23 protein-coding genes and 3 pseudogenes are annotated in these 17,338 nt (G+C 40.9%); 17 read left to right on the forward strand and 9 right to left on the reverse strand.

The genetic code is table 11. The annotated features are described in order from the left end of the window. Window positions 1-40: 40 nt before the first annotated feature. The 7 genes from HCR01_RS34330 to HCR01_RS34360 all read right to left on the reverse strand — a co-directional run bounded on the left by HCR01_RS34330 (window position 41) and on the right by HCR01_RS34360 (window position 3,190). On the reverse strand, window positions 41-262 hold the full coding sequence (locus HCR01_RS34330) for a hypothetical protein (protein ID WP_193200405.1): 222 nt from the start codon (window positions 260-262) through the stop codon (window positions 41-43). Window positions 263-398: 136 nt separating this feature from the next. After that, a complete protein-coding gene (locus HCR01_RS39495) occupies window positions 399-731 on the reverse strand; it encodes a hypothetical protein (protein WP_226889936.1) in 333 nt (110 codons plus the stop codon). A gap of 87 nt (window positions 732-818) precedes the next feature. Continuing rightward, the gene (locus HCR01_RS39500) at window positions 819-1,061 is read right to left on the reverse strand and encodes a hypothetical protein (RefSeq protein WP_226889938.1); all 243 of its coding nucleotides are present in this window, start codon (window positions 1,059-1,061) and stop codon (window positions 819-821) included. Window positions 1,062-1,096: 35 nt separating this feature from the next. Beyond that, the gene (locus HCR01_RS34345; protein ID WP_193200406.1) at window positions 1,097-1,264 is read right to left on the reverse strand and encodes a hypothetical protein; all 168 of its coding nucleotides are present in this window, start codon (window positions 1,262-1,264) and stop codon (window positions 1,097-1,099) included. 132 nt (window positions 1,265-1,396) lie between these two features. After that, on the reverse strand, window positions 1,397-1,708 hold the full coding sequence (locus HCR01_RS34350) for a hypothetical protein (RefSeq protein WP_193200407.1): 312 nt from the start codon (window positions 1,706-1,708) through the stop codon (window positions 1,397-1,399). A 42-nt stretch (window positions 1,709-1,750) separates the two neighbouring features. Next, window positions 1,751-2,650, reverse strand: a complete 900-nt coding sequence (locus HCR01_RS34355) for a hypothetical protein (RefSeq protein ID WP_193200408.1) — start codon at window positions 2,648-2,650, stop codon at window positions 1,751-1,753. Between the two features lie 306 nt (window positions 2,651-2,956). After that, window positions 2,957-3,190 carry a helix-turn-helix domain-containing protein gene (locus HCR01_RS34360; RefSeq protein WP_193200409.1) on the reverse strand — a complete coding sequence of 78 codons (234 nt, stop codon included), beginning with the start codon at window positions 3,188-3,190 and terminating at the stop codon, window positions 2,957-2,959. A gap of 516 nt (window positions 3,191-3,706) precedes the next feature. Here HCR01_RS34360 and HCR01_RS34365 point away from each other — a divergent pair. The 16 genes and pseudogenes from HCR01_RS34365 (at window position 3,707) to HCR01_RS34430 (ending at window position 13,220) form a co-directional block, all read left to right on the forward strand. Then, window positions 3,707-4,447, forward strand: a complete 741-nt coding sequence (locus HCR01_RS34365; protein ID WP_193200410.1) for a hypothetical protein — start codon at window positions 3,707-3,709, stop codon at window positions 4,445-4,447. 236 nt (window positions 4,448-4,683) lie between these two features. After that, a complete protein-coding gene (locus HCR01_RS34370) occupies window positions 4,684-4,869 on the forward strand; it encodes a hypothetical protein (RefSeq protein WP_193200411.1) in 186 nt (61 codons plus the stop codon). A gap of 67 nt (window positions 4,870-4,936) precedes the next feature. Beyond that, window positions 4,937-5,314 (forward strand): DUF6876 family protein, encoded by a 378-nt coding sequence (locus tag HCR01_RS34375; protein WP_193200412.1) that lies wholly within the window; start codon window positions 4,937-4,939, stop codon window positions 5,312-5,314. 683 nt (window positions 5,315-5,997) lie between these two features. Next, window positions 5,998-6,156 carry a hypothetical protein gene (locus tag HCR01_RS39505; RefSeq protein WP_226889939.1) on the forward strand — a complete coding sequence of 53 codons (159 nt, stop codon included), beginning with the start codon at window positions 5,998-6,000 and terminating at the stop codon, window positions 6,154-6,156. Between the two features lie 45 nt (window positions 6,157-6,201). Then, window positions 6,202-6,552: a hypothetical protein gene (locus HCR01_RS39510; RefSeq protein WP_226889941.1), complete on the forward strand. Its 351-nt coding sequence runs from the start codon at window positions 6,202-6,204 to the stop codon at window positions 6,550-6,552. Window positions 6,553-7,136: 584 nt separating this feature from the next. Then, window positions 7,137-7,532 (forward strand): hypothetical protein, encoded by a 396-nt coding sequence (locus HCR01_RS34385; protein ID WP_193200413.1) that lies wholly within the window; start codon window positions 7,137-7,139, stop codon window positions 7,530-7,532. 267 nt (window positions 7,533-7,799) lie between these two features. Next, window positions 7,800-8,057 carry a hypothetical protein gene (locus HCR01_RS34390; protein ID WP_193200414.1) on the forward strand — a complete coding sequence of 86 codons (258 nt, stop codon included), beginning with the start codon at window positions 7,800-7,802 and terminating at the stop codon, window positions 8,055-8,057. A gap of 107 nt (window positions 8,058-8,164) precedes the next feature. Next, the gene (locus HCR01_RS34395) at window positions 8,165-8,434 is read left to right on the forward strand and encodes a hypothetical protein (protein ID WP_193200415.1); all 270 of its coding nucleotides are present in this window, start codon (window positions 8,165-8,167) and stop codon (window positions 8,432-8,434) included. A 3-nt stretch (window positions 8,435-8,437) separates the two neighbouring features. Further along, a complete protein-coding gene (locus HCR01_RS34400) occupies window positions 8,438-8,626 on the forward strand; it encodes a hypothetical protein (protein WP_193200416.1) in 189 nt (62 codons plus the stop codon). A gap of 26 nt (window positions 8,627-8,652) precedes the next feature. Continuing rightward, a pseudogene (locus HCR01_RS41005) lies at window positions 8,653-8,913 on the forward strand (ATPase); the annotation flags it as partial. Between the two features lie 386 nt (window positions 8,914-9,299). Further along, the gene (locus tag HCR01_RS34410) at window positions 9,300-9,551 is read left to right on the forward strand and encodes a hypothetical protein (RefSeq protein WP_193200417.1); all 252 of its coding nucleotides are present in this window, start codon (window positions 9,300-9,302) and stop codon (window positions 9,549-9,551) included. Window positions 9,552-9,673: 122 nt separating this feature from the next. Continuing rightward, window positions 9,674-10,018 (forward strand): hypothetical protein, encoded by a 345-nt coding sequence (locus HCR01_RS34415; RefSeq protein ID WP_193200418.1) that lies wholly within the window; start codon window positions 9,674-9,676, stop codon window positions 10,016-10,018. 59 nt (window positions 10,019-10,077) lie between these two features. After that, on the forward strand, window positions 10,078-10,284 hold the full coding sequence (locus HCR01_RS34420) for a hypothetical protein (RefSeq protein WP_193200419.1): 207 nt from the start codon (window positions 10,078-10,080) through the stop codon (window positions 10,282-10,284). Window positions 10,285-11,187: 903 nt separating this feature from the next. Beyond that, a complete protein-coding gene (locus tag HCR01_RS34425) occupies window positions 11,188-12,033 on the forward strand; it encodes a DNA-binding response regulator (RefSeq protein WP_193200420.1) in 846 nt (281 codons plus the stop codon). Between the two features lie 644 nt (window positions 12,034-12,677). Beyond that, a pseudogene (locus tag HCR01_RS39515) lies at window positions 12,678-12,932 on the forward strand (abortive phage infection protein); the annotation flags it as partial. A 48-nt stretch (window positions 12,933-12,980) separates the two neighbouring features. Beyond that, window positions 12,981-13,220: a hypothetical protein gene (locus tag HCR01_RS34430; RefSeq protein ID WP_193200423.1), complete on the forward strand. Its 240-nt coding sequence runs from the start codon at window positions 12,981-12,983 to the stop codon at window positions 13,218-13,220. Between the two features lie 239 nt (window positions 13,221-13,459). Here the strand turns inward: HCR01_RS34430 and HCR01_RS34435 are convergent. Together HCR01_RS34435 and HCR01_RS34440 are read right to left on the reverse strand one after the other, a co-directional pair. Then, window positions 13,460-13,729: pseudogene (locus HCR01_RS34435) on the reverse strand (carotenoid oxygenase family protein); the annotation flags it as partial. Between the two features lie 150 nt (window positions 13,730-13,879). Beyond that, window positions 13,880-14,185 carry a hypothetical protein gene (locus tag HCR01_RS34440; protein ID WP_226889943.1) on the reverse strand — a complete coding sequence of 102 codons (306 nt, stop codon included), beginning with the start codon at window positions 14,183-14,185 and terminating at the stop codon, window positions 13,880-13,882. A gap of 670 nt (window positions 14,186-14,855) precedes the next feature. Between HCR01_RS34440 and HCR01_RS34445 the strand changes: the two genes are divergently transcribed. Then, entirely contained in the window at window positions 14,856-16,817 is a 1,962-nt protein-coding gene (locus HCR01_RS34445; RefSeq protein ID WP_193200421.1) for a transglycosylase domain-containing protein, read from the forward strand. Window positions 16,818-17,338: the final 521 nt, after the last annotated feature.

Raw genomic sequence — 17,338 nt, forward strand, 5'->3', positions numbered from 1 at the left:
GCAATACTGTTTTGTTCTAGTGTCAACAGTTGTGTAATAGTCATACTGTCTCCTGACTAAATTCAACGTGGCTCTGACTGTTAACAATCTTGACGCTGATAGATTCAAAATCTACTTGGTAAATATTCATGTCAAACAGCATTTCACCACTGTTATATTGGTCAACAATGTGCTGTCTAATGGCATCTTCTGATAACCTATCAGGGATATCAATGTGGGCTTCAGATGTAACTTTTTCAACTACTGTAATGATGGCTTTCATGATTTGTTATCGCTTGGTAATGATTAAGTTAAATAAGTACTATTCACTTGACTTTATAATGGAAAGTCTTTTAGTCTTTTGCTTGTATCGTGTCATCTTCAATTTGGCGATCGCTTTCTGACCGTAGCGATCGCTCTTACCTCCACGGCGTAAAGTTATTCCACTGGAACCAGCTTGAGCCAGATTGAGGGTATGCATCTGTGCGATGGACGTCCATTGGATCTCCCCAGTAGCAGCAAGCGTTAATTGCGAATGTAGGGTTATCTACAACAGTTCCATCTTGTAGGAGTAGCGTAGAGATATGATCTTCAACCCAAATTTCCAACCACTCTCGTTGCAAGTATTGGGTGTAAAAGTCACCCCACCTGCTCCGGTTCCAGCGCTCGTCACTCTTGCGGTCGTAACACCACACCTGGAAAACTTGATTCCAATGTGCAAGGAAGTCAAGGGCCACAGGCTTAGACTGCACTAGAATCTGTTTATCCCCAGGTACACACTTTAAATCCTCATGCAGCCGGGGAAGCTCCGCCGTGATGCCACCGTACTCAACCGTGTATCATTCAATTCCGCTAATGTTTTGGTTTAGCTGAGATGCCCAAACTGCTTCTCTATTTTTGGTGGCTTGCTGCACTTTTCCCATAAACATGTCGAAACGCAGTACACCTTCGACTAAGGAGAGGCCGCCGTGAACCACGTGATTTTGAAGAACTGGGTCGTAAGCTGACTCGTACCCGGTTGCATTGATGGTTTCTATCTGAGCAGCGATCGCTCTTGCTCTTGGATCTTGGAATTTAGTCATGATTGTTCTCTTCCCAACTCCAAACTACTTCGCCTTTATTCAGATGAGTTTGCTAGCAAGGTGCGATTGCTATGGGTGATTTCGCGGCATTCCTTGGCCCTTGCTAGCAAGGTGCGATTGCTATGGGTGATTTCGCGGCATTCCTTGGCCCAGACTATTTGTTTGTAAGACTCGTGAATTACATCTATATCTGTCATATCCATACCATTTGTAGTGAATGCACGTTGAATTGAGTAATAAAAAACTGGTAAGTTAAGTATTGCTTTTACACATTACACTTGTAGTCTTGCGATCGCTTTGCTTTGTAGGAGGCGATCGCTTTTAATTAGCATTGTTCACAGTTCGGCTTTAAGCAGAATACCCTTTGGAGTTAGCACCCAGTAAATCTGATTACCATCGTCAATTTCTTCCACTAGTCCCCAATCTTGAAGCTCGTCCAAAACATCACTGAGAAACTCATCAACACCTTCGCCACAAAACCCACCTCCCTCAGCAATCATGTCCAAAGTCCCTCGCATTTGGTGGTCGGCGTGTGCTGATTCCTTAGAAGTTAGAATTTCGATGATGTCCACGTAAGCAGTGCTAACGATGTACTCTTTACCATCAGTAGCTTTGGCTCGTCCTTGTAAATCGAAGGGGATGATCATAGAATCTCTGGCAGGGTTCAAATTTTGGGTAACTAATGGCTATCAAGCAGTAACTAAAGACTTTTTGGCGAAAGCACCCGCCTGCCTAAGTACTGCACCAGGGCTTGGATGTGCAAAGAACTCTTCTACAGCTTTGGTTAGTCCAGCCGCGACAACTGGGTCATGGCAAGCGTAGACGTAAACTGACTGTTGAACGCCGTTAACCAGTCGCGTCTCTTGGCGGTTGCCCAACTGAGGGTAGAATGTTCTCACCCACGTCCCCAGGTGTCCGCGATAGTGGGAGCCTTTGATAGGGACTTTCTTACCTAGCTCACTCTCCGCGAAGTTGACCACGCCGAGCCACTTTTCTTTTGTGCCTGTTAGGGACTGTCTGTTGTATTGAGCTAACAAATTAGCAACAAAGTCTTTGCAATGCTGCTCGATGTAGGGGTTAAGTTTTTGCCCTGTGATCTCGGTTAAAGTCTTCATGGCCTCAACCAGTGTTTTTAATCGCTGTTCGACTGGGGGAAGGGCAGGTGTGGGAGGTTGTTCTGGTTGTTGGGTTTGGTTCTGTTGTGTTGGCTTTGTCCAGCCTAAAGCATCTTGCATCCACGCCCGAACACCAATAGTTCCAAATGCCTGACAGACTAGCTTGGCTTGTTGGGTGCAGTACCGACCAGCTTCGTAGCCATAGTAATGAAGGATGATGCCAATTGCAATGTCTGGAATACCATCAGTGCGCCATTGATTTAAGTTCGCGGCATCAAAGCCTTGCTGCATAAGTGTTTGAGCTAGTTTAGATGGCTCCAGGTTCGCGCTTTCTAATGCTTTGCCAATAGCTTTGTCACTGACTCCAGCTAGTCTGGCTGTAGCTTTCATGCTGGCTTTGCCTTTACCTGAAGCATCTACCTCGATTTCTTCTTTAATCTGTTCGATAACTTGAGCAATTTCAATTTGTGACATATTTGCTGTTCCAAGTTCTTTAAATGTTGGTTTCAATCAGCAGTCTCGACTAACCAAGGGAATCTACTCCTGTCAGAGTGAAGGGCAAATAAACTTGTAACATTCATGCATGGTATTTCAGGTAGATGCAGGCTTGTAGTAGCGAAGATAGTGCTTATGTAGTGAATAGGTGCGGATTGTCTTTGAGGAGTAGTAAAAAAACTGGTAGGTTAAACATAGCTATACCTCTTGTGACGGTGTAGTTGAGGCGATCGTTCTTCTTGGTCGGAGGCGATCGCTTTCAGTTATTCACCCCTTAAAATCACCTCACGTTTCAATCCCTAATTCTGCCCCCAGCGCTTTTTCTATGCTCCGCAATGTCTCAATGGGTAATTCTTGAATTTTTTCGTTTTCAATTCTGTGCCAATGGGGAGTGCTAATCCCAGCCTGTGCTGCTAATTCCGTCAAGGATTTAGGTGAATCCTTTCTTAGGGCTTTTATCTTTTCTCCCAATCCTGGAATTTCTTTGCTAAACGTAACCCGCATCAACGTTAATTCCACATGCACTACTCCTTAAGTATCTTTCGCTGGGATATATTTCTCATGCTCCTATCATTACATATTAAACACTACTTAACAAGTAGTACATGATAAGATACATTATTGTGTATGAGAGGAAACAAGCGCCAGCCTCCCAGCTAAATATAGAGGCGCTTCAGTAATCTGAACCTTGAAAAAAGTGAACAGAAGCAAGACCCCCTAGGTAGCGGAAGCAGTGGATAGTCAAAGCTGCTAACGCGAGATAAGGGGTCGAGTGGTTCCAAATAAAAAGTTCCCGCAGCGGTACGACAGTCGCTTTTAACGCCAATCAGCGCTGGCTGTCGCCTGATTGCTAAGATATGCTGCTGCGGGAAGCTCCGGTCACTGGCTAGGAGCATTAAATATGAGGCTTCGCCAAATCTAGTTTGAGAATGTTGTGCTGAAAGCACAATGAACTGACCAATAAAAACAGAGACGATCGCCTGCATGGAAAACTTGCGATCGCCTCTAATTCACATTCAAAACCCACGTAGGTTTATGAACAAAGCAACTATAGCATTAGCAGAACTCGAAACAGTAGAAATTAGCTTCTACGATCAAGAAGTTTACGCCGCTGGAAAGCTGATTGCAAGCATTGGTCATGATGACGACTTAACCCAGCCCTGGCTAGTAATGATTAACGGTGTAGAAGTATTCCGAGACAATACTCAAAAGAGATGCCACAGCTACATCGTATGGCATTACAAAGAAAACACGCTACCAGAACCCGAAAAGCCTGTAGTTGTAAAAGAAGTAAAGGCTTATGTGCCGGAACCACAAGAAACAGAGTTAGAGGTTCAAACCCAAGAAATCATAAGAGCAGAACAACCCAGCATACAACCGCCTGTGGAATGGGACTTTACACCACCCGTTTACATTTGTCTGCCTTCTGCCATCTGCCCAGACTGCGATGGTCACGGTTGTGCTAACTGTGCTTATCGCGGGACTCGTTCAGAAGACCTGTGTCAGGTGGTGGACGACTATCGGTTGACTTATGTAGGTAAGACTGATACTCAAACGGCTCACAACGTATATATTGATGGGGAATTCTTGGGAATCCTGTTCAAAGTCAGGAACCTAGAATGCCCGTGGAACAACGACCCCAAGGCTTACTACTGGCGGTGTGGTGATGGCATCCAGTACTGGAGCGTGAGGAAGGCAATTGAGGCATTATCCAGGGTGACGGCTTTGGTGAAGAGTGAAGTGCCAACAGTTTATCGAGAGTTGGTAGCGGCGTAGTTCTGATAAAGAAGGCGATTGTTAACAGGAGCAACCAATCGCCTTTAAGCTAAATCGTGGACAACCAAATATGACACAAGCTACAACAATTACAACTGTTCAAGAAACGGGGTTTGAAAAATTAAAAGACAAAATTCTCTTGCTGCAAACGACTCCAATGCAGAGGTCATAGAACTGAGTGGTTACAAACTGATGTACTGCAGCGGAGCTTTTTATTCAACCAAACAAGTGAAATTATGAAACTTAGCTACGACCAAGGAACAAGAAAATTTATTGTCTCTGAACTGGGACGCATTCTTGACTCGGATATTGATTTAGAGTTTCTAGCTACGAGGTATGGATTTGTCACTGCCTCGACAAATGAAGAAATGACGGACGAATCAGCACAAGAAATGGTTGATGATTTTCTGAAGTGCGAGTAGTCAACTACAGTAGCTATCTAATGCTACGCCAATGTGACAATGAAAGTTACAAAGAGAAATTCCAACGATGACAAATACTACTGCAAAAACCGCTGAGGAATTGATTGCAGACTTAGAGCAATTCACAGGCTCGGAAGTCGTTTACAGACACTCACTAGGTATGCTCCGCTACACAGAGGGAGTGAAATATTTAGCCCAAATAACCCAATGTTATTGGCTGCTGGATGCGATTGGCTCCTATCAGCATCGGCTTGGGTCTAATCCTCGACTGCGAGATTTTCAGGTGTGGCGGTTGGTAGTGAAGAATGAATCAGGGGTGCTGATTTGCGAGGAAGATACGGACAAGGAAGTACTGCGGCAGGAAATAGCGTACACGAATTTTCCACTGCCAGAAATCACGCTGTATCTGGCACAAAAGGTGTTGATGCTGCCCTTGGAGTATTGAGAATGAAATAAAATGCAAAGGTGATCGCATAGATTCTAATCTAATTGCGATCACCGAATGCCCAAACCAATAAGTACCTTGACTGTTTAGCTTCTTGAATAATATCAAACGAGTATCTCCAATGATACTCATTTGCATCATGTATGCAACGGCATTTCATGAATTCAACTATTCACCCGAAATCAAATGAGATGATTTACAAAGCGATTTATTTCGCTTCAAAAATGAAAACCCCATCATTAAAGTGAGATGAGGCAAATAACTAATCATGAGCAGATAGTCAATATAAAGTATTTAAGCGCTTAGTAGCTACTTATTTAAGTAGAGAAAATGGCAGCATAAATTGTCTTAAAGTTTTATTTTATACCTTTAATAGTTAGTAAGCAAACTGAACAACTGTCTCAAGTATTTCTTGAGGCAAAAGTATTAATTCTTGGAGTAGTTAATTCTAGACAGCAGTAAAAGCCTCATCTCCAGAGCGGAACGAGGCTGTGTGCAAAATCAGTAATACGCTGTAACTATATAGCAATTAACATTTTAAGAAATGCTCCCTCTGATAGAAGGAATAACAGTACAACTTTTTAAAAAGCAATAAATAATACAAAATATCGCCTATATCTAAAAACAATAACTCTAATAAGGCTGCGCCAAGGCGAATGTGAAAATGCATTGGTATCAAATAAATGAACCCTCAAGAAACATCGGAATTACTTGCTGCTTTGATGCGCCAAGAAGAATTGCTCAAGCAGTTAGTCGCTTCAATCAATAAGCCGAAACTGGGACTCCACAATGATGCTGGCAATTGCAAGATTTATTGCAATCGTCACAACGGTTTTCTTTAGTACACACTATCGAATTCAGAACCGCAGGCTGTTGATGCTACTGCCTTGACGGGATATCTGCGAGAATTGCGATTTGAGAAGTGCGAGCGGCGGGGCAAGGAAGTCCACAAGCTGCTAGCTACAATTCAGGCTGAGCGAACATACATCCTAGAATCCGGGCACGATACTCAGTTTGCCAAAGGGTTATTAGCTGCTATTGCCAGTCTTACACCAGAACAACTTTATTCTCCCGTGACACTACAACCACAGCCAGGGACAGATGAAGCTGTACTGTTCTGTAGGGTGTGGGTTGGGTCTGAGTTAATTATGACATCCTACGGCGAAGAATCGAACTGGCGAGAAATAAGTAAACAGGCTCTAGCTGTGACTAAAGCGGCGGCTTCTATGGTGTTTTAATAATTAAATAAACAGCAACAAAAAGCCCTCCGGCAAAGCAGAGGGAATGGTTAGAGTAGGTTGGAAGACAACGCAAAAATAAAGAGCCAGATATTTCTCTGGCTTTTTGATGTCATCTACCTTTTAATTACTGAATAGTATCAGATGAATATCTTTTGAGATACTCATACGCATCATGTATGCAACAGCATTTCACAAATTAAACTATTCATCCCAAATTCCAAATTAAAGTTCTAAGCAGAAATAAAGCCTCACCTGGCTTCGGAGATGAGGCTTGTCGTAGATTTTCCTACTAACGCTGTTACTATAAATCAACTAACAGCCTAAAAGATGTCCCTCTGGATAGAAGAAATAGCAGTGCAACATTTTAATTAGTGCTAAACAATACAACGATTCATCACAACACAAACCTTTATTTGGACTTGATTTTTGTCTAAGTACCGTTAGTTGTAAATAGGGCTTGAGTGAACTGACAAGTCAGCGCTTGCGCTATCGCATTTCATTAGTTGCTCAAGTCTTATCTACAGCTAACTTGTGCTGTTATTCCAATTACTCACAATTAATCAAAGCGAGGGGAAATAATCATGCAATCTACAGCTACGATGCCACGTACATGGAAGCAACCTCTTTTTGCTATAGGACAACGCACCCAACAAGGGAGAATTATTGGTATTAACTACTCGACTCAAAAGCAGAGCGAAGGTTGGTACTACTCAGTATTGATCAATGAGACTTCTGGACAAATAGTACAACTGCCAGAAGCACAGGTTCGTTTATTAAAAGAACAAGAGAAATCAGCGCAAATACTGGCTGAAATCGACTCGCACTTGACACGATTAAAGGCTCTTCAAAAAGAGTTAAATGCAGATTTAGAAATTCGCACTCCCTTTGGCACAGTGAGCGCACCTCTTTCTCAAACACCTCGCTCATCGAACGGTACATCCAGATTATCTCAACCCAAGAAAAAGGTTAGCGCTTAAGACTCAGACATTGTACTTACTAGAAAAATGCGGAAACTTCGTTTACAAAAAGTTTCCGCAATCCAAACTGTAACCAAAGGTGAAAGTAATTATCGAAGCAGAACTCAGAACTCAGGAGTCAGAAGCCAGGAGTAAAAATACAATCGATGGCAGATGCTACTCCAAACGTAAGGATTCTGATTTCTGAATTCTGACTTCTGAGTTCTTCAACACACATTGCATTGCTACGCTTCAAAGCGATGAATTATTTAGATGAGGACAGTTTAAATGAGCAAAATACAACAGCATCAACAAGCTTGGAATACGTTGATGTCCCTCAACAAGCGGCATTATGTTTCAACTGGTTTTTACGCACTGGGGGACGCTTATTTAATTAGTGGTAAAGACCCAAAGTACAAAAATATCATTGTCCTCGTAGAACATCGCCAGAAAGCACAGATTAATCATTGGGAAACCAGTGTAAAAAATCTGAATGTCCTCAACCGACAATCACAACTAACGGTGACGATGGTAACGGCAACTTGAAACGAAAAGCCGTGTCACTCAAAGTCTACAGCTAGTTCAATCAATAGCGATCGCTACGCTTTACATCTAGATGAAAGTATTTGTTTGTTTAGTTGAGGCTAACGAAAATGGAACTCAATTCTGTTTACGATCCTAAATTACTTAATCCAACAAAAGTGTACCAAATTGATGGAGCTTTCTATCAATATTTGCACTCTTCAGGTAGCAATACTCATCCAAAGTATGTGTTTGGTCATTTACCAATCCCAGGGCAAAAACAGAAATCAAACTTGGTGCTCAATCGGGATAAATTAATAATTCGCTGTTCGGAAGTTGTAGGGATGACTTGTAAAACTAGTGCCACTAAATATTGCTCCGAACAACTTCAATTGTTTTGAGTTATGTCAATACATAAACCGCCCACTATTAAACGACCCATCAAGTTGCAAAACAATGGCTCTCAAAAGATAGTTTATCGAACTATCAGGAACATTCAACACCTCAAAAATAATCCCCAGGTTAGAACCGCAACTATCAAAGGGAAATCCTGCATGATTCGCAATCAAGGTACTTATTGGGTTGTTGTCTGAGAGAGCATTTTCAAATAATCATTCTTGCTGTTGCAGCCTCCACCGCAAAATTCTCCGGCGCTGAACTCGAAACCCTCGCTGCCCAAGCCGCACTACTGGCGTTCGATAAAAAGCGACCGCAGCAGGTCACGCTTGGGGATTTGAAAAGCTGCTATCAAACCATCACACCGCTTGCAATCACTGATGCTTAGGCAGTTAAGCGTATGCAGTCCTAGGCTACTACAGCAAGACGGAATTTTAGTCCAGTTCTGGCGGCGAACACTCAATCGTTTCCTACTACTAAATAAGCAACATGAACTAATGTTGATTGCGGTCGTCTCCAAAGGGGCGATCGCATATTCATATTCGTGAGGCAACTTTTTTACTCCAAAGTAAAGACCTCGCCTCAAGGGTGAGACGAGGCTGACATATATCTAAATGAATGACTGTCAACATACAGCAAACAGCAGCTTAAAATCTGTCGTGCCAAATACAATAAATACTAGTTGTTAAAGTATTATTTAATACTTTGACACCTGTTGTTACGACATCAGCTATCCCTCTTGCTGTTACCGATGTACTGGTAGTGTCATGAATGCAGGCTTAGACTGCTACTGCGTTTGCTCAGGTAGGGGTGTGATGGTTCTGCTCAAAAGTAAGATTTTTCCTAACAACCGAACAAAGAGGTATAAATATGTACAGAGTTTCAATTCAAGTTGTCAACGAATCCGGCAGTGTAATTGAAAAGTTTCCTACTCATGTTGTGAGAGTTCCTTGCGTTGGAGAATCTATTTATCTGAGTATTTGTCGTTGTGACATTCCTGACTATCAAGTTCTTAAAATAACACACTATACTTTTGCATTTGATAATTCCAAAGGATTGATAGAGAACAACAATTCTAAAGGATTAGCAGTAGCAGAAATCAAGGTAAAAAAGTTGCGATGAAGTATAGTGAAGCGATGCCTACGGCGATCAATAAGAAGTCCTACTAAAGACGAAATTCAGAATACTCCATGCCTGTTCACGTAGCCTGACCGCAGAACTAAATAACTTTAAGGTAAAGACAAATGAAACAACTCACAGGTTCTATGCCCATTACTGCATTACCAGAATCTACTAGCGAGAGTGCAAAACAACGATTACTAGCCACAATCGAATGGCTAGATGATGAAGATGCAGCTAGTATTACCAATCTTAAGTTACTAACAGCAATTGTCGAGTCTATTCTCTGGTCTGAAGAATCATACACAAGATTCCTGCAATGCGGTTTTGATGCAGCTATTGAGCTATTCGATATTAGTTCTCAGAATTGGGAGCTTAAAGAATCAATGTCATCACCTCATAATCCCAGGAATTGGGATGAGTACAAACAGCTTGCAACTTGCGCGGATATTGTTCTGCCATCAACATGATTGCTTTGTCAAGGCTCAAGAGCCATCACACAAATCATAAACCACAAGGAGAATAACCTATGTCAAGAAAACCCACTATTGCCCCTGCTGATCACTCTTCTCAATGCCTACAATATCTTCAACGTTGTGGCGGCAGCGCTCGACTGTGCAACATCAGCTTTAGCCTGGGAGTGATTCAAACGCTGGTTAATCGCAGGCTGGTAAAGGTTAGCAATAATGGTGCAGGGTTTTATGTCACACAAGTTTTAAGTTATTTGTTGAGGTAGCTTTCTTGACCTTAAGAGCGCTGGTATAACTATTGTACTATCAAGCAAATAAGTGTATGATACAAGTGATTTTACTTTAAAGTACTCAAAAAAGCTTTTATATCTTTGATCCGATGTTAGCCCAACTCTCTTCTCTACGAGAAGCTACCCCAACGATTGTACGTAGCGTCAGCAGTGCGCTCTTGCGGTTAAGAGATAGCCAAGCAACTGCACTAACTTTGTACTCCTATGGGGAAGCAAGCTACGGGTTTGCTTTTCCCTTGGATCTTTCTAAAGTAGTAAAAGCATTTTTTAGTTAATCAATATTAATGTCAAACTTTTACCTATGTCTTATTCGGTTTAACATAGCAACTTTTTAGTATTACACTGAGTTTGAGGAGTTAACAAACAATCGGGAAATACTTGGAAATCAAAGATTTGTAACATTTGAGTTTTTTAAATTCTAGTTATTCTCTTATTTAAACTTTTTTAGTACTAAATGACCCTGATTAATAATTGAATTTGACCTAACAAATTTAAATTTTACATAAAGAAATGCTGGTTATTTTATTAAGAATTAGTAAATGCAATCAGCTTAGTAAAAATTTGTATAAAATCTATTTACTATTATTTTATACTAAGACTTTGTAACAAGTAATTCTTAGGAAGTTTCAACCTATGAGGGTATTTTAACAAATAATATAACTTGGAATCCAATTGTTAGTATTGACAAACTTTGAACACAGTTAATATAAAATTGAGACTTGAGTTTTGAAATACACGTAAAATGGTACACCGTATCAGGGTTTTGATAGGTAATGCACACTCTACAAATACTTAGATTTTTTCAAAAAGCAAATCGGATTCTTATACACCAATTGTTTACAACTGTTAGCTTTGACCACGAGGAGATAATTTTTTAGAATGAAAAAAATTTTGGTGATTGACTCGGAACTAGAAACCAAAAATTTTTTTGTAGAATGCCTTGAAACAGCAGGCTACTGTGTGCTAAAGGCAGATAATGGACTCATTAGTATCCAGCAAGCACAAGCAGAACTACCCGATTTGATAATTAGCGAAATTTCGCTGACTGAAATTGATGGTTACAGCATCTTGTCTAGTTTGCGCCAAAACCCTTCCACAGCAATGATACCATTGATTTTTGTCACAAACAAAATTGCTCGTTCTGAAGTTCGTAGAGCTATGGAACTGGGAGCAGATGACTATATTACTAAACCCTGCACAGTAAACGAATTACTCAATGCTATTTCAGCCTGCTTGACTAAAAGAGCTTTCCTTCAACGTTATTATACTACCTATTCTGCTTCACAGTTTTTGCCGCTTGCACAACCATTACTAGCAGATAGCACACCACCAAAATCTCAGCCTAAGTTTCCACCTGACTCCTTGTTGAGTAAGGTTTTTAGTTTTATTGAGCATAATTATGAGCAGCAAATAACTCTTGCTGATGTGGCTATTGCACTTGGTTATTCCTCAACTTACCTTACAAATTTAGTGCGCCGTCAAACGGGACGAACTGTTCAAAACTGGATTATTGAGTACCGGATGAGGGCAGCTTGTAACTTGCTGTTAAACACTGACGAAAAAATAGAGGCAATTGCTGCAAAGGTAGGCTATCAAAACGTAACTCATTTCTTCCGCCAGTTTCGTCAACATCAAGGAACAACACCCCATACTTGGAAAGCACAGCAGCGCAGGCAGCAAACTAAAAACGATAATAAAACAACTACTGCTTTTTGCAAAGCATAAATGATAAAACACCACTTGGGATTCTGCACAATTTATTTCTCTAAGCATTGCATAAAGTAATAAATTCAATACAAAAACTCATTTAAGCTACCATTAAATTACTCAGCTAATTAATTTTAGCACTGTAATTAACTAACAATATAATGGCGATTACTAATTAATTTTTATAAATCAATAAAAAATTACTGCGCTCAAAGTTTCCTATTATAACTAACTGATTTTTTGTTACCTATTCAGGCTTAATCAAGAGTTAAAAAATTGAGAGCAGGTTTCAAAAGGTAAGTAATATTTTATTTTAATTCTCTTGCTGGTCTTCATCTATATCCTGATTTTCTGAGCCAGAAAACTCCTCAAGGTTCTCATCTGTATTTCTTTGTATCATGTAATTCTCACAAAACCTGTGCCATGTTTCACCATATTGACTTTCTAAAAACAGGTCAATTATACGTACAAGCTCAGAATAATCATATCCATTGAGGTGCATATTAGTTCTTGTAAAAATTTAATAGTTTGTAGAGCAGCGTTATTAAGTAAATTGACTTTAAAATAATTATGTTGTGTATAATCATCCCCTTAAGAGAGACATTAGCTAATCATAAATAAAATTTTTGTATAAAAAGGCATAATATAGAAATTAGATTTGATTTTTAGACAAAGACTACAATTGGTTTCTGCCTCTTGACGAATTCGCAGAACATTTTCTCCAACACCTGTGGGGTAACTATTACCGCAAATATTTAATCTCAGAGAAAACAGGCTGGAACACAGTCGGCGCAAAGATCTGTCGCAATCAAGAAATTTGGGAAAGTTTGTATATCTCGGCCCAAAGTCATCTGAACCAGTACTTGATGCAATACCGTAGCCAAAAAAGGAGTATGAACAGAGAGGGCGGTCTGTAGTAGAGTTATTGTCTTCCACAACGACAACTCAGAAGCTACAATCCGCCCATGTTCGATATCCTATCACTCTTACAATGCCTGTTACCCCAGATAAATGCTACAACGATGCGTCGGTTGAGCCAGATAGTAATGGCAATGCTAGTAGTCTGCCAAGGAAACTTTGCATGGCGGCAAGCTGGGGAAGCTCTTGAGGCTCTTGAGGCAGGGGGAGAAAAAGCATTATTGAAAAAGAACTCTTTCTCCCCCTGCTCCCCCCGCTCGACCTACACGGCAATTTTGGGTTGGTAAATTACTAGCAATGAATGGAAGAATAACGATGTTAGGAATCTCCCGTTGGACAGGCGCTGGTGGTAGTTATCGGACGATGTCCTTTATTCTTTCATACAGTAGTACCTTGGGCGTTAAAAATGCTTCCTGAAATGCCTGAGCTTATTTTATTAACCCAGATTTTTGCCAAGCTCACTGCTAATGGTCGTATTCATAATGTTTCCACCGACGTTGAACCCTCGTAAATTGGCAGAGGTACTGTATTCAGCAAGCCATTTCTGCGTCTGCACATAGCGGTTACGATAGGTAGCTTTACCGTTGTTAATCCTCACACCATGCAGCATCCCATCCCCATCAAACCAATGATACTGACCGATAGGCGACCATTGGGGATTAGGGCCATTCCTCACAAACATCCCTGACAGTTCGGGCGGAATTTCCCCAATTACTTGCAGAGTGTCCGCAGTCATTTCTTCATGAACTGGGGCAAAATTGCCATCAAGGTATGGGTTGACAGATGTGTTTACCATTATGTTTTGGCTCAAACTCTGTGAATTTGCAGGATTATCTCTCTTTACATACCTTAGCTAAAACAAGAGTATGAATATGTAGAGCGCTTCGTAGAGTTATTATCTCTCACAACGACAATTTAAAAACCACTTTTCCACTCCACCAACTCGCTACTCATTCCACCTAATCAGCACCCCATCCACACAAGCAATCCCCCACTGCCCAAACTTTGCCAGCAGCTTCTTGATCACAATTTGCAAAGCGGGGTCATTATTCCAGCATTCTTTGAGAAACTTGAACCCAGGATTACTGCCTAAAATCCCTGCCCGATTTAGTTTTTCCATTCTTACAGGACGAATTGCAATTCTTGCAGCAATCGCTTCATGTGACCATTTATCAACATTTAGCACAGGCGCGACGGAATAAGTGCCTACCAAGGCAAACGCGTCTAAAGTATAAGAATCCTTTAATAGCAAGGGTTTCGGCGTTTTTAAATTTAGTCTATTTTTTCGTCAAGATCCTTGCCCAGTAGGGGTTTCAGAAATGCCGCGCGTTCGCCCTGAAGTGCCTACAAGAGAGCCTTTCTCCTAACTAACAGAATTTGGTTGCTATTTTTCAGAATCTGGTTGTTTATTTGCAGACGCCTAATTGCTGGTGAAGTAACCATTGTGCCAATTCACCCCTTTGACTCCATCTTTTCTAACTTTCGTTAGACGATTATATTTTGAGAGCTATCACAATAAGTAGTTATGACAACAAGCAATTATAATTATATTCTTTTGTCAGGAGATGATATAAAAATTTGACATTTGCTGTATTTGCTGCGCTTACAATAATTCTCAAAAATACTTGTATTGCAGTTTTTCCATAGAATCTCAAGCTATATCTGGAAACCAAAACTTATAGCAAAACAGCATCTTAAGTGTCTGTACTTGAGTATTAGCCCCGCAAAAGTGTCAGCGGAATCATGGAGTCACCAGAAGGTTAATACCACGGGAATTATGTAGTTAATGCTGTCTTGGGATTTTCCAAAGTAGAGTAAGTGGCGTAGCAGTCTTTTGATTCATAACTTAGCGACTCAGCACTCTTGGTGTGTTTCGTTAAATAGATTGTCATTGTATCTATAACTGAGGGAATGAAATTGCCGTGTCTTCGTCAGAAACTTTTGAACAGGAGCAAGCAGGAATTCAAACTTCACCTAGTTTCGACTTTTGGAGACAAGTAGGTCTGGTCACTGGTGTTACTCTCTTATCAATAAATATGTTGGCAACTTCTGTTATGGCTGGAGGATTACTTGGTTTAACCATTAGTTTCCGTAATTTGCCACAGCTTAGACAAATACAAAACTTCTTAGCAGCAGAAACAACTTATATATATGACATCAAAGGCAAGCATTTAGCAAGTATACATGGAGAAGCCAACAGAAAAATTGTACCCTTAGATCAAATTTCCCCGAATTTAAAACGAGCAGTCTTAGCTAGTGAAGATAATTATTTCTACAACCATCCTGGTATTGATCCAGGAGGTATCGGACGTGCTGCTTTAGTTAACTGGAGAGCAGGTGCTGTCAAAGAGGGTGGTTCTACCATCACTATGCAGTTAGTGAAAAATCTCTTTTTATCTCGTAAACGTGCTTTAACTCGCAAAGTAGCAGAAGCTCTATTAGCAATTCGCTTAGAGCAAATTTTCACTAAAGACCAGATTTTAGAAATGTACCTCAATCAAGTTTATTGGGGTCATAATAACTATGGTGTGGAAACAGCAGCACAGACATACTTTGATAAATCGGCACAAGATTTGACTTTGGGTGAGTCAGCAATGATGGCGGCTTTAATCCAGGCTCCAGAAAAATTTAGCCCTTTTGTGAACAAGAATTTGGCTATACAAAAACAAAGGCAAGTACTCGGACGGATGCTGAAATTGAAATGGATAACCAAGCAAGAATATAATAATGCCCTCCAGCAAGAAATTAAACTTGGTAAGATTAAATCATTTGAAGCTAGTATGTTTCCTGATGTCATCAATCCCGTAGCACAGGAACTAATTAAAAAGTTTGGGCGTGATGCAACGCTTAAAGGTGGAATGCGAGTGCAAACCACAATAGCCAGCGACTTGCAACTCATGGCAGAAGAAACTATCAAAAAGTGGCATAAAACTCTTGAAGGTCAAGGGTTAAAGAATAATCAAATGGCTTTGGTAGCAATTGACCCACGTACCCAATTTGTCAAAGCACTGGTGGGTGGTGTAGACTCAAAAACTAGTGAATTTAACCGCGTAACTCAAGCTCTGCGCCAACCTGGCTCTGCTTTTAAGCCGTTTGTTTACTATACTGCCTTTACTAGTGGTAAGTTTACACCAAGTACAACGGTGCTTGATACTCCAGTCACTTACCCTGATGTTATGAATGGCTCGTACTCTCCACGCAACTACGATAATACCTTTAGGGGTGCAATGCCAATTCGTACTGCCTTAGCACTGTCTCGTAACGTTCCTGCGGTACGAATTGGAAAAACTGTAGGAATAAATAAAATCATTGCAACTTGCCGTACTTTGGGAATCATGAGTCCGATGGGAGCTGTAACTTCTTTACCACTAGGTGCAATTAGTGTTACACCACTGGAATTGACTAGCGCTTATGCGACTTTTGCTAATTATGGCTGGCGATCGCCTCCAACACTTATTGCTCACGTTAGTGATAGTAGTGGCAATGTTTTACTGGATAATACTCCTAAGCCTCAGTTAGTTCTCGACCCTTGGGCATCAGCCAGCATTATAGACGTGATGCAATCGGCAGTTAAAGAAGGAACTGGTAAAGGAGCTGCTCTAGACCGCCCTGTTGCTGGCAAAACCGGGACAACTTCTTCAGAGAAGGATATTTGGTTTATTGGTACAGTGCCACAGCTAACAACTACTATTTGGGTAGGTAGAGATGACAGCAAACAACTAGCTCATGGTGCAACAGGAGGAGGAATGGCTACTCCTGTTTGGCGCGATTTTATGAACAAGGCGCTTAAAGATGTACCTACAGAGAACTTCAAACCCGCTTCTAAGTTTAATCGCCCTCAGCCCATTAAAAATACCAAGAATACTAAAAAACTTTCTAGTTAGTAGCCTCGACATTGCTTTTAGTCAGGTGAATTACCTTTGTAGTATTAAACGTTCTGCCAAGTTCGACTTGAACCTCATATTCTAAAATTGCACCGAGCGTTAAACTTAATTAAATACAGCAAATTGTACTTTCACGCGGAGATCTCTGCATCATCTCCTCACTTCTCACAGCCTCACCCAAGGTGTATATACACGACTCTCCAGACACCCAGGCACAATACTCTGTTTCTAGCCCAATCAAACCAAGTATTCACTCTTGATTTCACATGTGTCGCCTCTGGCTTCCTCCCCTCAAGGCAAGCCGATACTCTCACCAGCTTCTGTGATTTAATCCGAGTCCAAGTTTGTAACGCTTCCTTCAAATAAGCATCGCCCGACAGGTACTACCATGTTGGGCAATCGCTCTACTCCTCCCACTCCATCAGGCTGTGTTGCAAAAATAGGTGCCTAAGCAAGTGTTATATTCTTTCAAGAGACTGAAATGCTACAGAGATGAACCCAAAACAACCATTTAAATGGCG

The organism is Nostoc sp. MG11 (assembly GCF_014904695.1).
GTDB lineage: Bacteria > Cyanobacteriota > Cyanobacteriia > Cyanobacteriales > Nostocaceae > Komarekiella.

Excerpts from the sequence above, each read along its gene's own strand:
- HCR01_RS34425 (WP_193200420.1), top strand. The coding sequence starts at position 11,188 with ATGAAAAAAATTTTGGTGATTGACTCGGAACTAGAAACCAAAAATTTT.
- HCR01_RS39500 (WP_226889938.1), bottom strand. The coding sequence starts at position 1,061 with ATGACTAAATTCCAAGATCCAAGAGCAAGAGCGATCGCTGCTCAGATA.
- HCR01_RS34345 (WP_193200406.1), bottom strand. The coding sequence starts at position 1,264 with ATGGATATGACAGATATAGATGTAATTCACGAGTCTTACAAACAAATA.
- HCR01_RS34355 (WP_193200408.1), bottom strand. The coding sequence starts at position 2,650 with ATGTCACAAATTGAAATTGCTCAAGTTATCGAACAGATTAAAGAAGAA.
- HCR01_RS34410 (WP_193200417.1), top strand. The coding sequence starts at position 9,300 with ATGTACAGAGTTTCAATTCAAGTTGTCAACGAATCCGGCAGTGTAATT.
- HCR01_RS34400 (WP_193200416.1), top strand. The coding sequence starts at position 8,438 with ATGTCAATACATAAACCGCCCACTATTAAACGACCCATCAAGTTGCAA.
- HCR01_RS34420 (WP_193200419.1), top strand. The coding sequence starts at position 10,078 with ATGTCAAGAAAACCCACTATTGCCCCTGCTGATCACTCTTCTCAATGC.
- HCR01_RS34390 (WP_193200414.1), top strand. The coding sequence starts at position 7,800 with ATGAGCAAAATACAACAGCATCAACAAGCTTGGAATACGTTGATGTCC.
- HCR01_RS34385 (WP_193200413.1), top strand. The coding sequence starts at position 7,137 with ATGCAATCTACAGCTACGATGCCACGTACATGGAAGCAACCTCTTTTT.
- HCR01_RS34375 (WP_193200412.1), top strand. The coding sequence starts at position 4,937 with ATGACAAATACTACTGCAAAAACCGCTGAGGAATTGATTGCAGACTTA.
- HCR01_RS34330 (WP_193200405.1), bottom strand. The coding sequence starts at position 262 with ATGAAAGCCATCATTACAGTAGTTGAAAAAGTTACATCTGAAGCCCAC.
- HCR01_RS34365 (WP_193200410.1), top strand. The coding sequence starts at position 3,707 with ATGAACAAAGCAACTATAGCATTAGCAGAACTCGAAACAGTAGAAATT.
- HCR01_RS34395 (WP_193200415.1), top strand. The coding sequence starts at position 8,165 with ATGGAACTCAATTCTGTTTACGATCCTAAATTACTTAATCCAACAAAA.
- HCR01_RS34430 (WP_193200423.1), top strand. The coding sequence starts at position 12,981 with ATGTTCGATATCCTATCACTCTTACAATGCCTGTTACCCCAGATAAAT.
- HCR01_RS34370 (WP_193200411.1), top strand. The coding sequence starts at position 4,684 with ATGAAACTTAGCTACGACCAAGGAACAAGAAAATTTATTGTCTCTGAA.
- HCR01_RS34350 (WP_193200407.1), bottom strand. The coding sequence starts at position 1,708 with ATGATCATCCCCTTCGATTTACAAGGACGAGCCAAAGCTACTGATGGT.
- HCR01_RS34415 (WP_193200418.1), top strand. The coding sequence starts at position 9,674 with ATGAAACAACTCACAGGTTCTATGCCCATTACTGCATTACCAGAATCT.
- HCR01_RS39505 (WP_226889939.1), top strand. The coding sequence starts at position 5,998 with ATGAACCCTCAAGAAACATCGGAATTACTTGCTGCTTTGATGCGCCAA.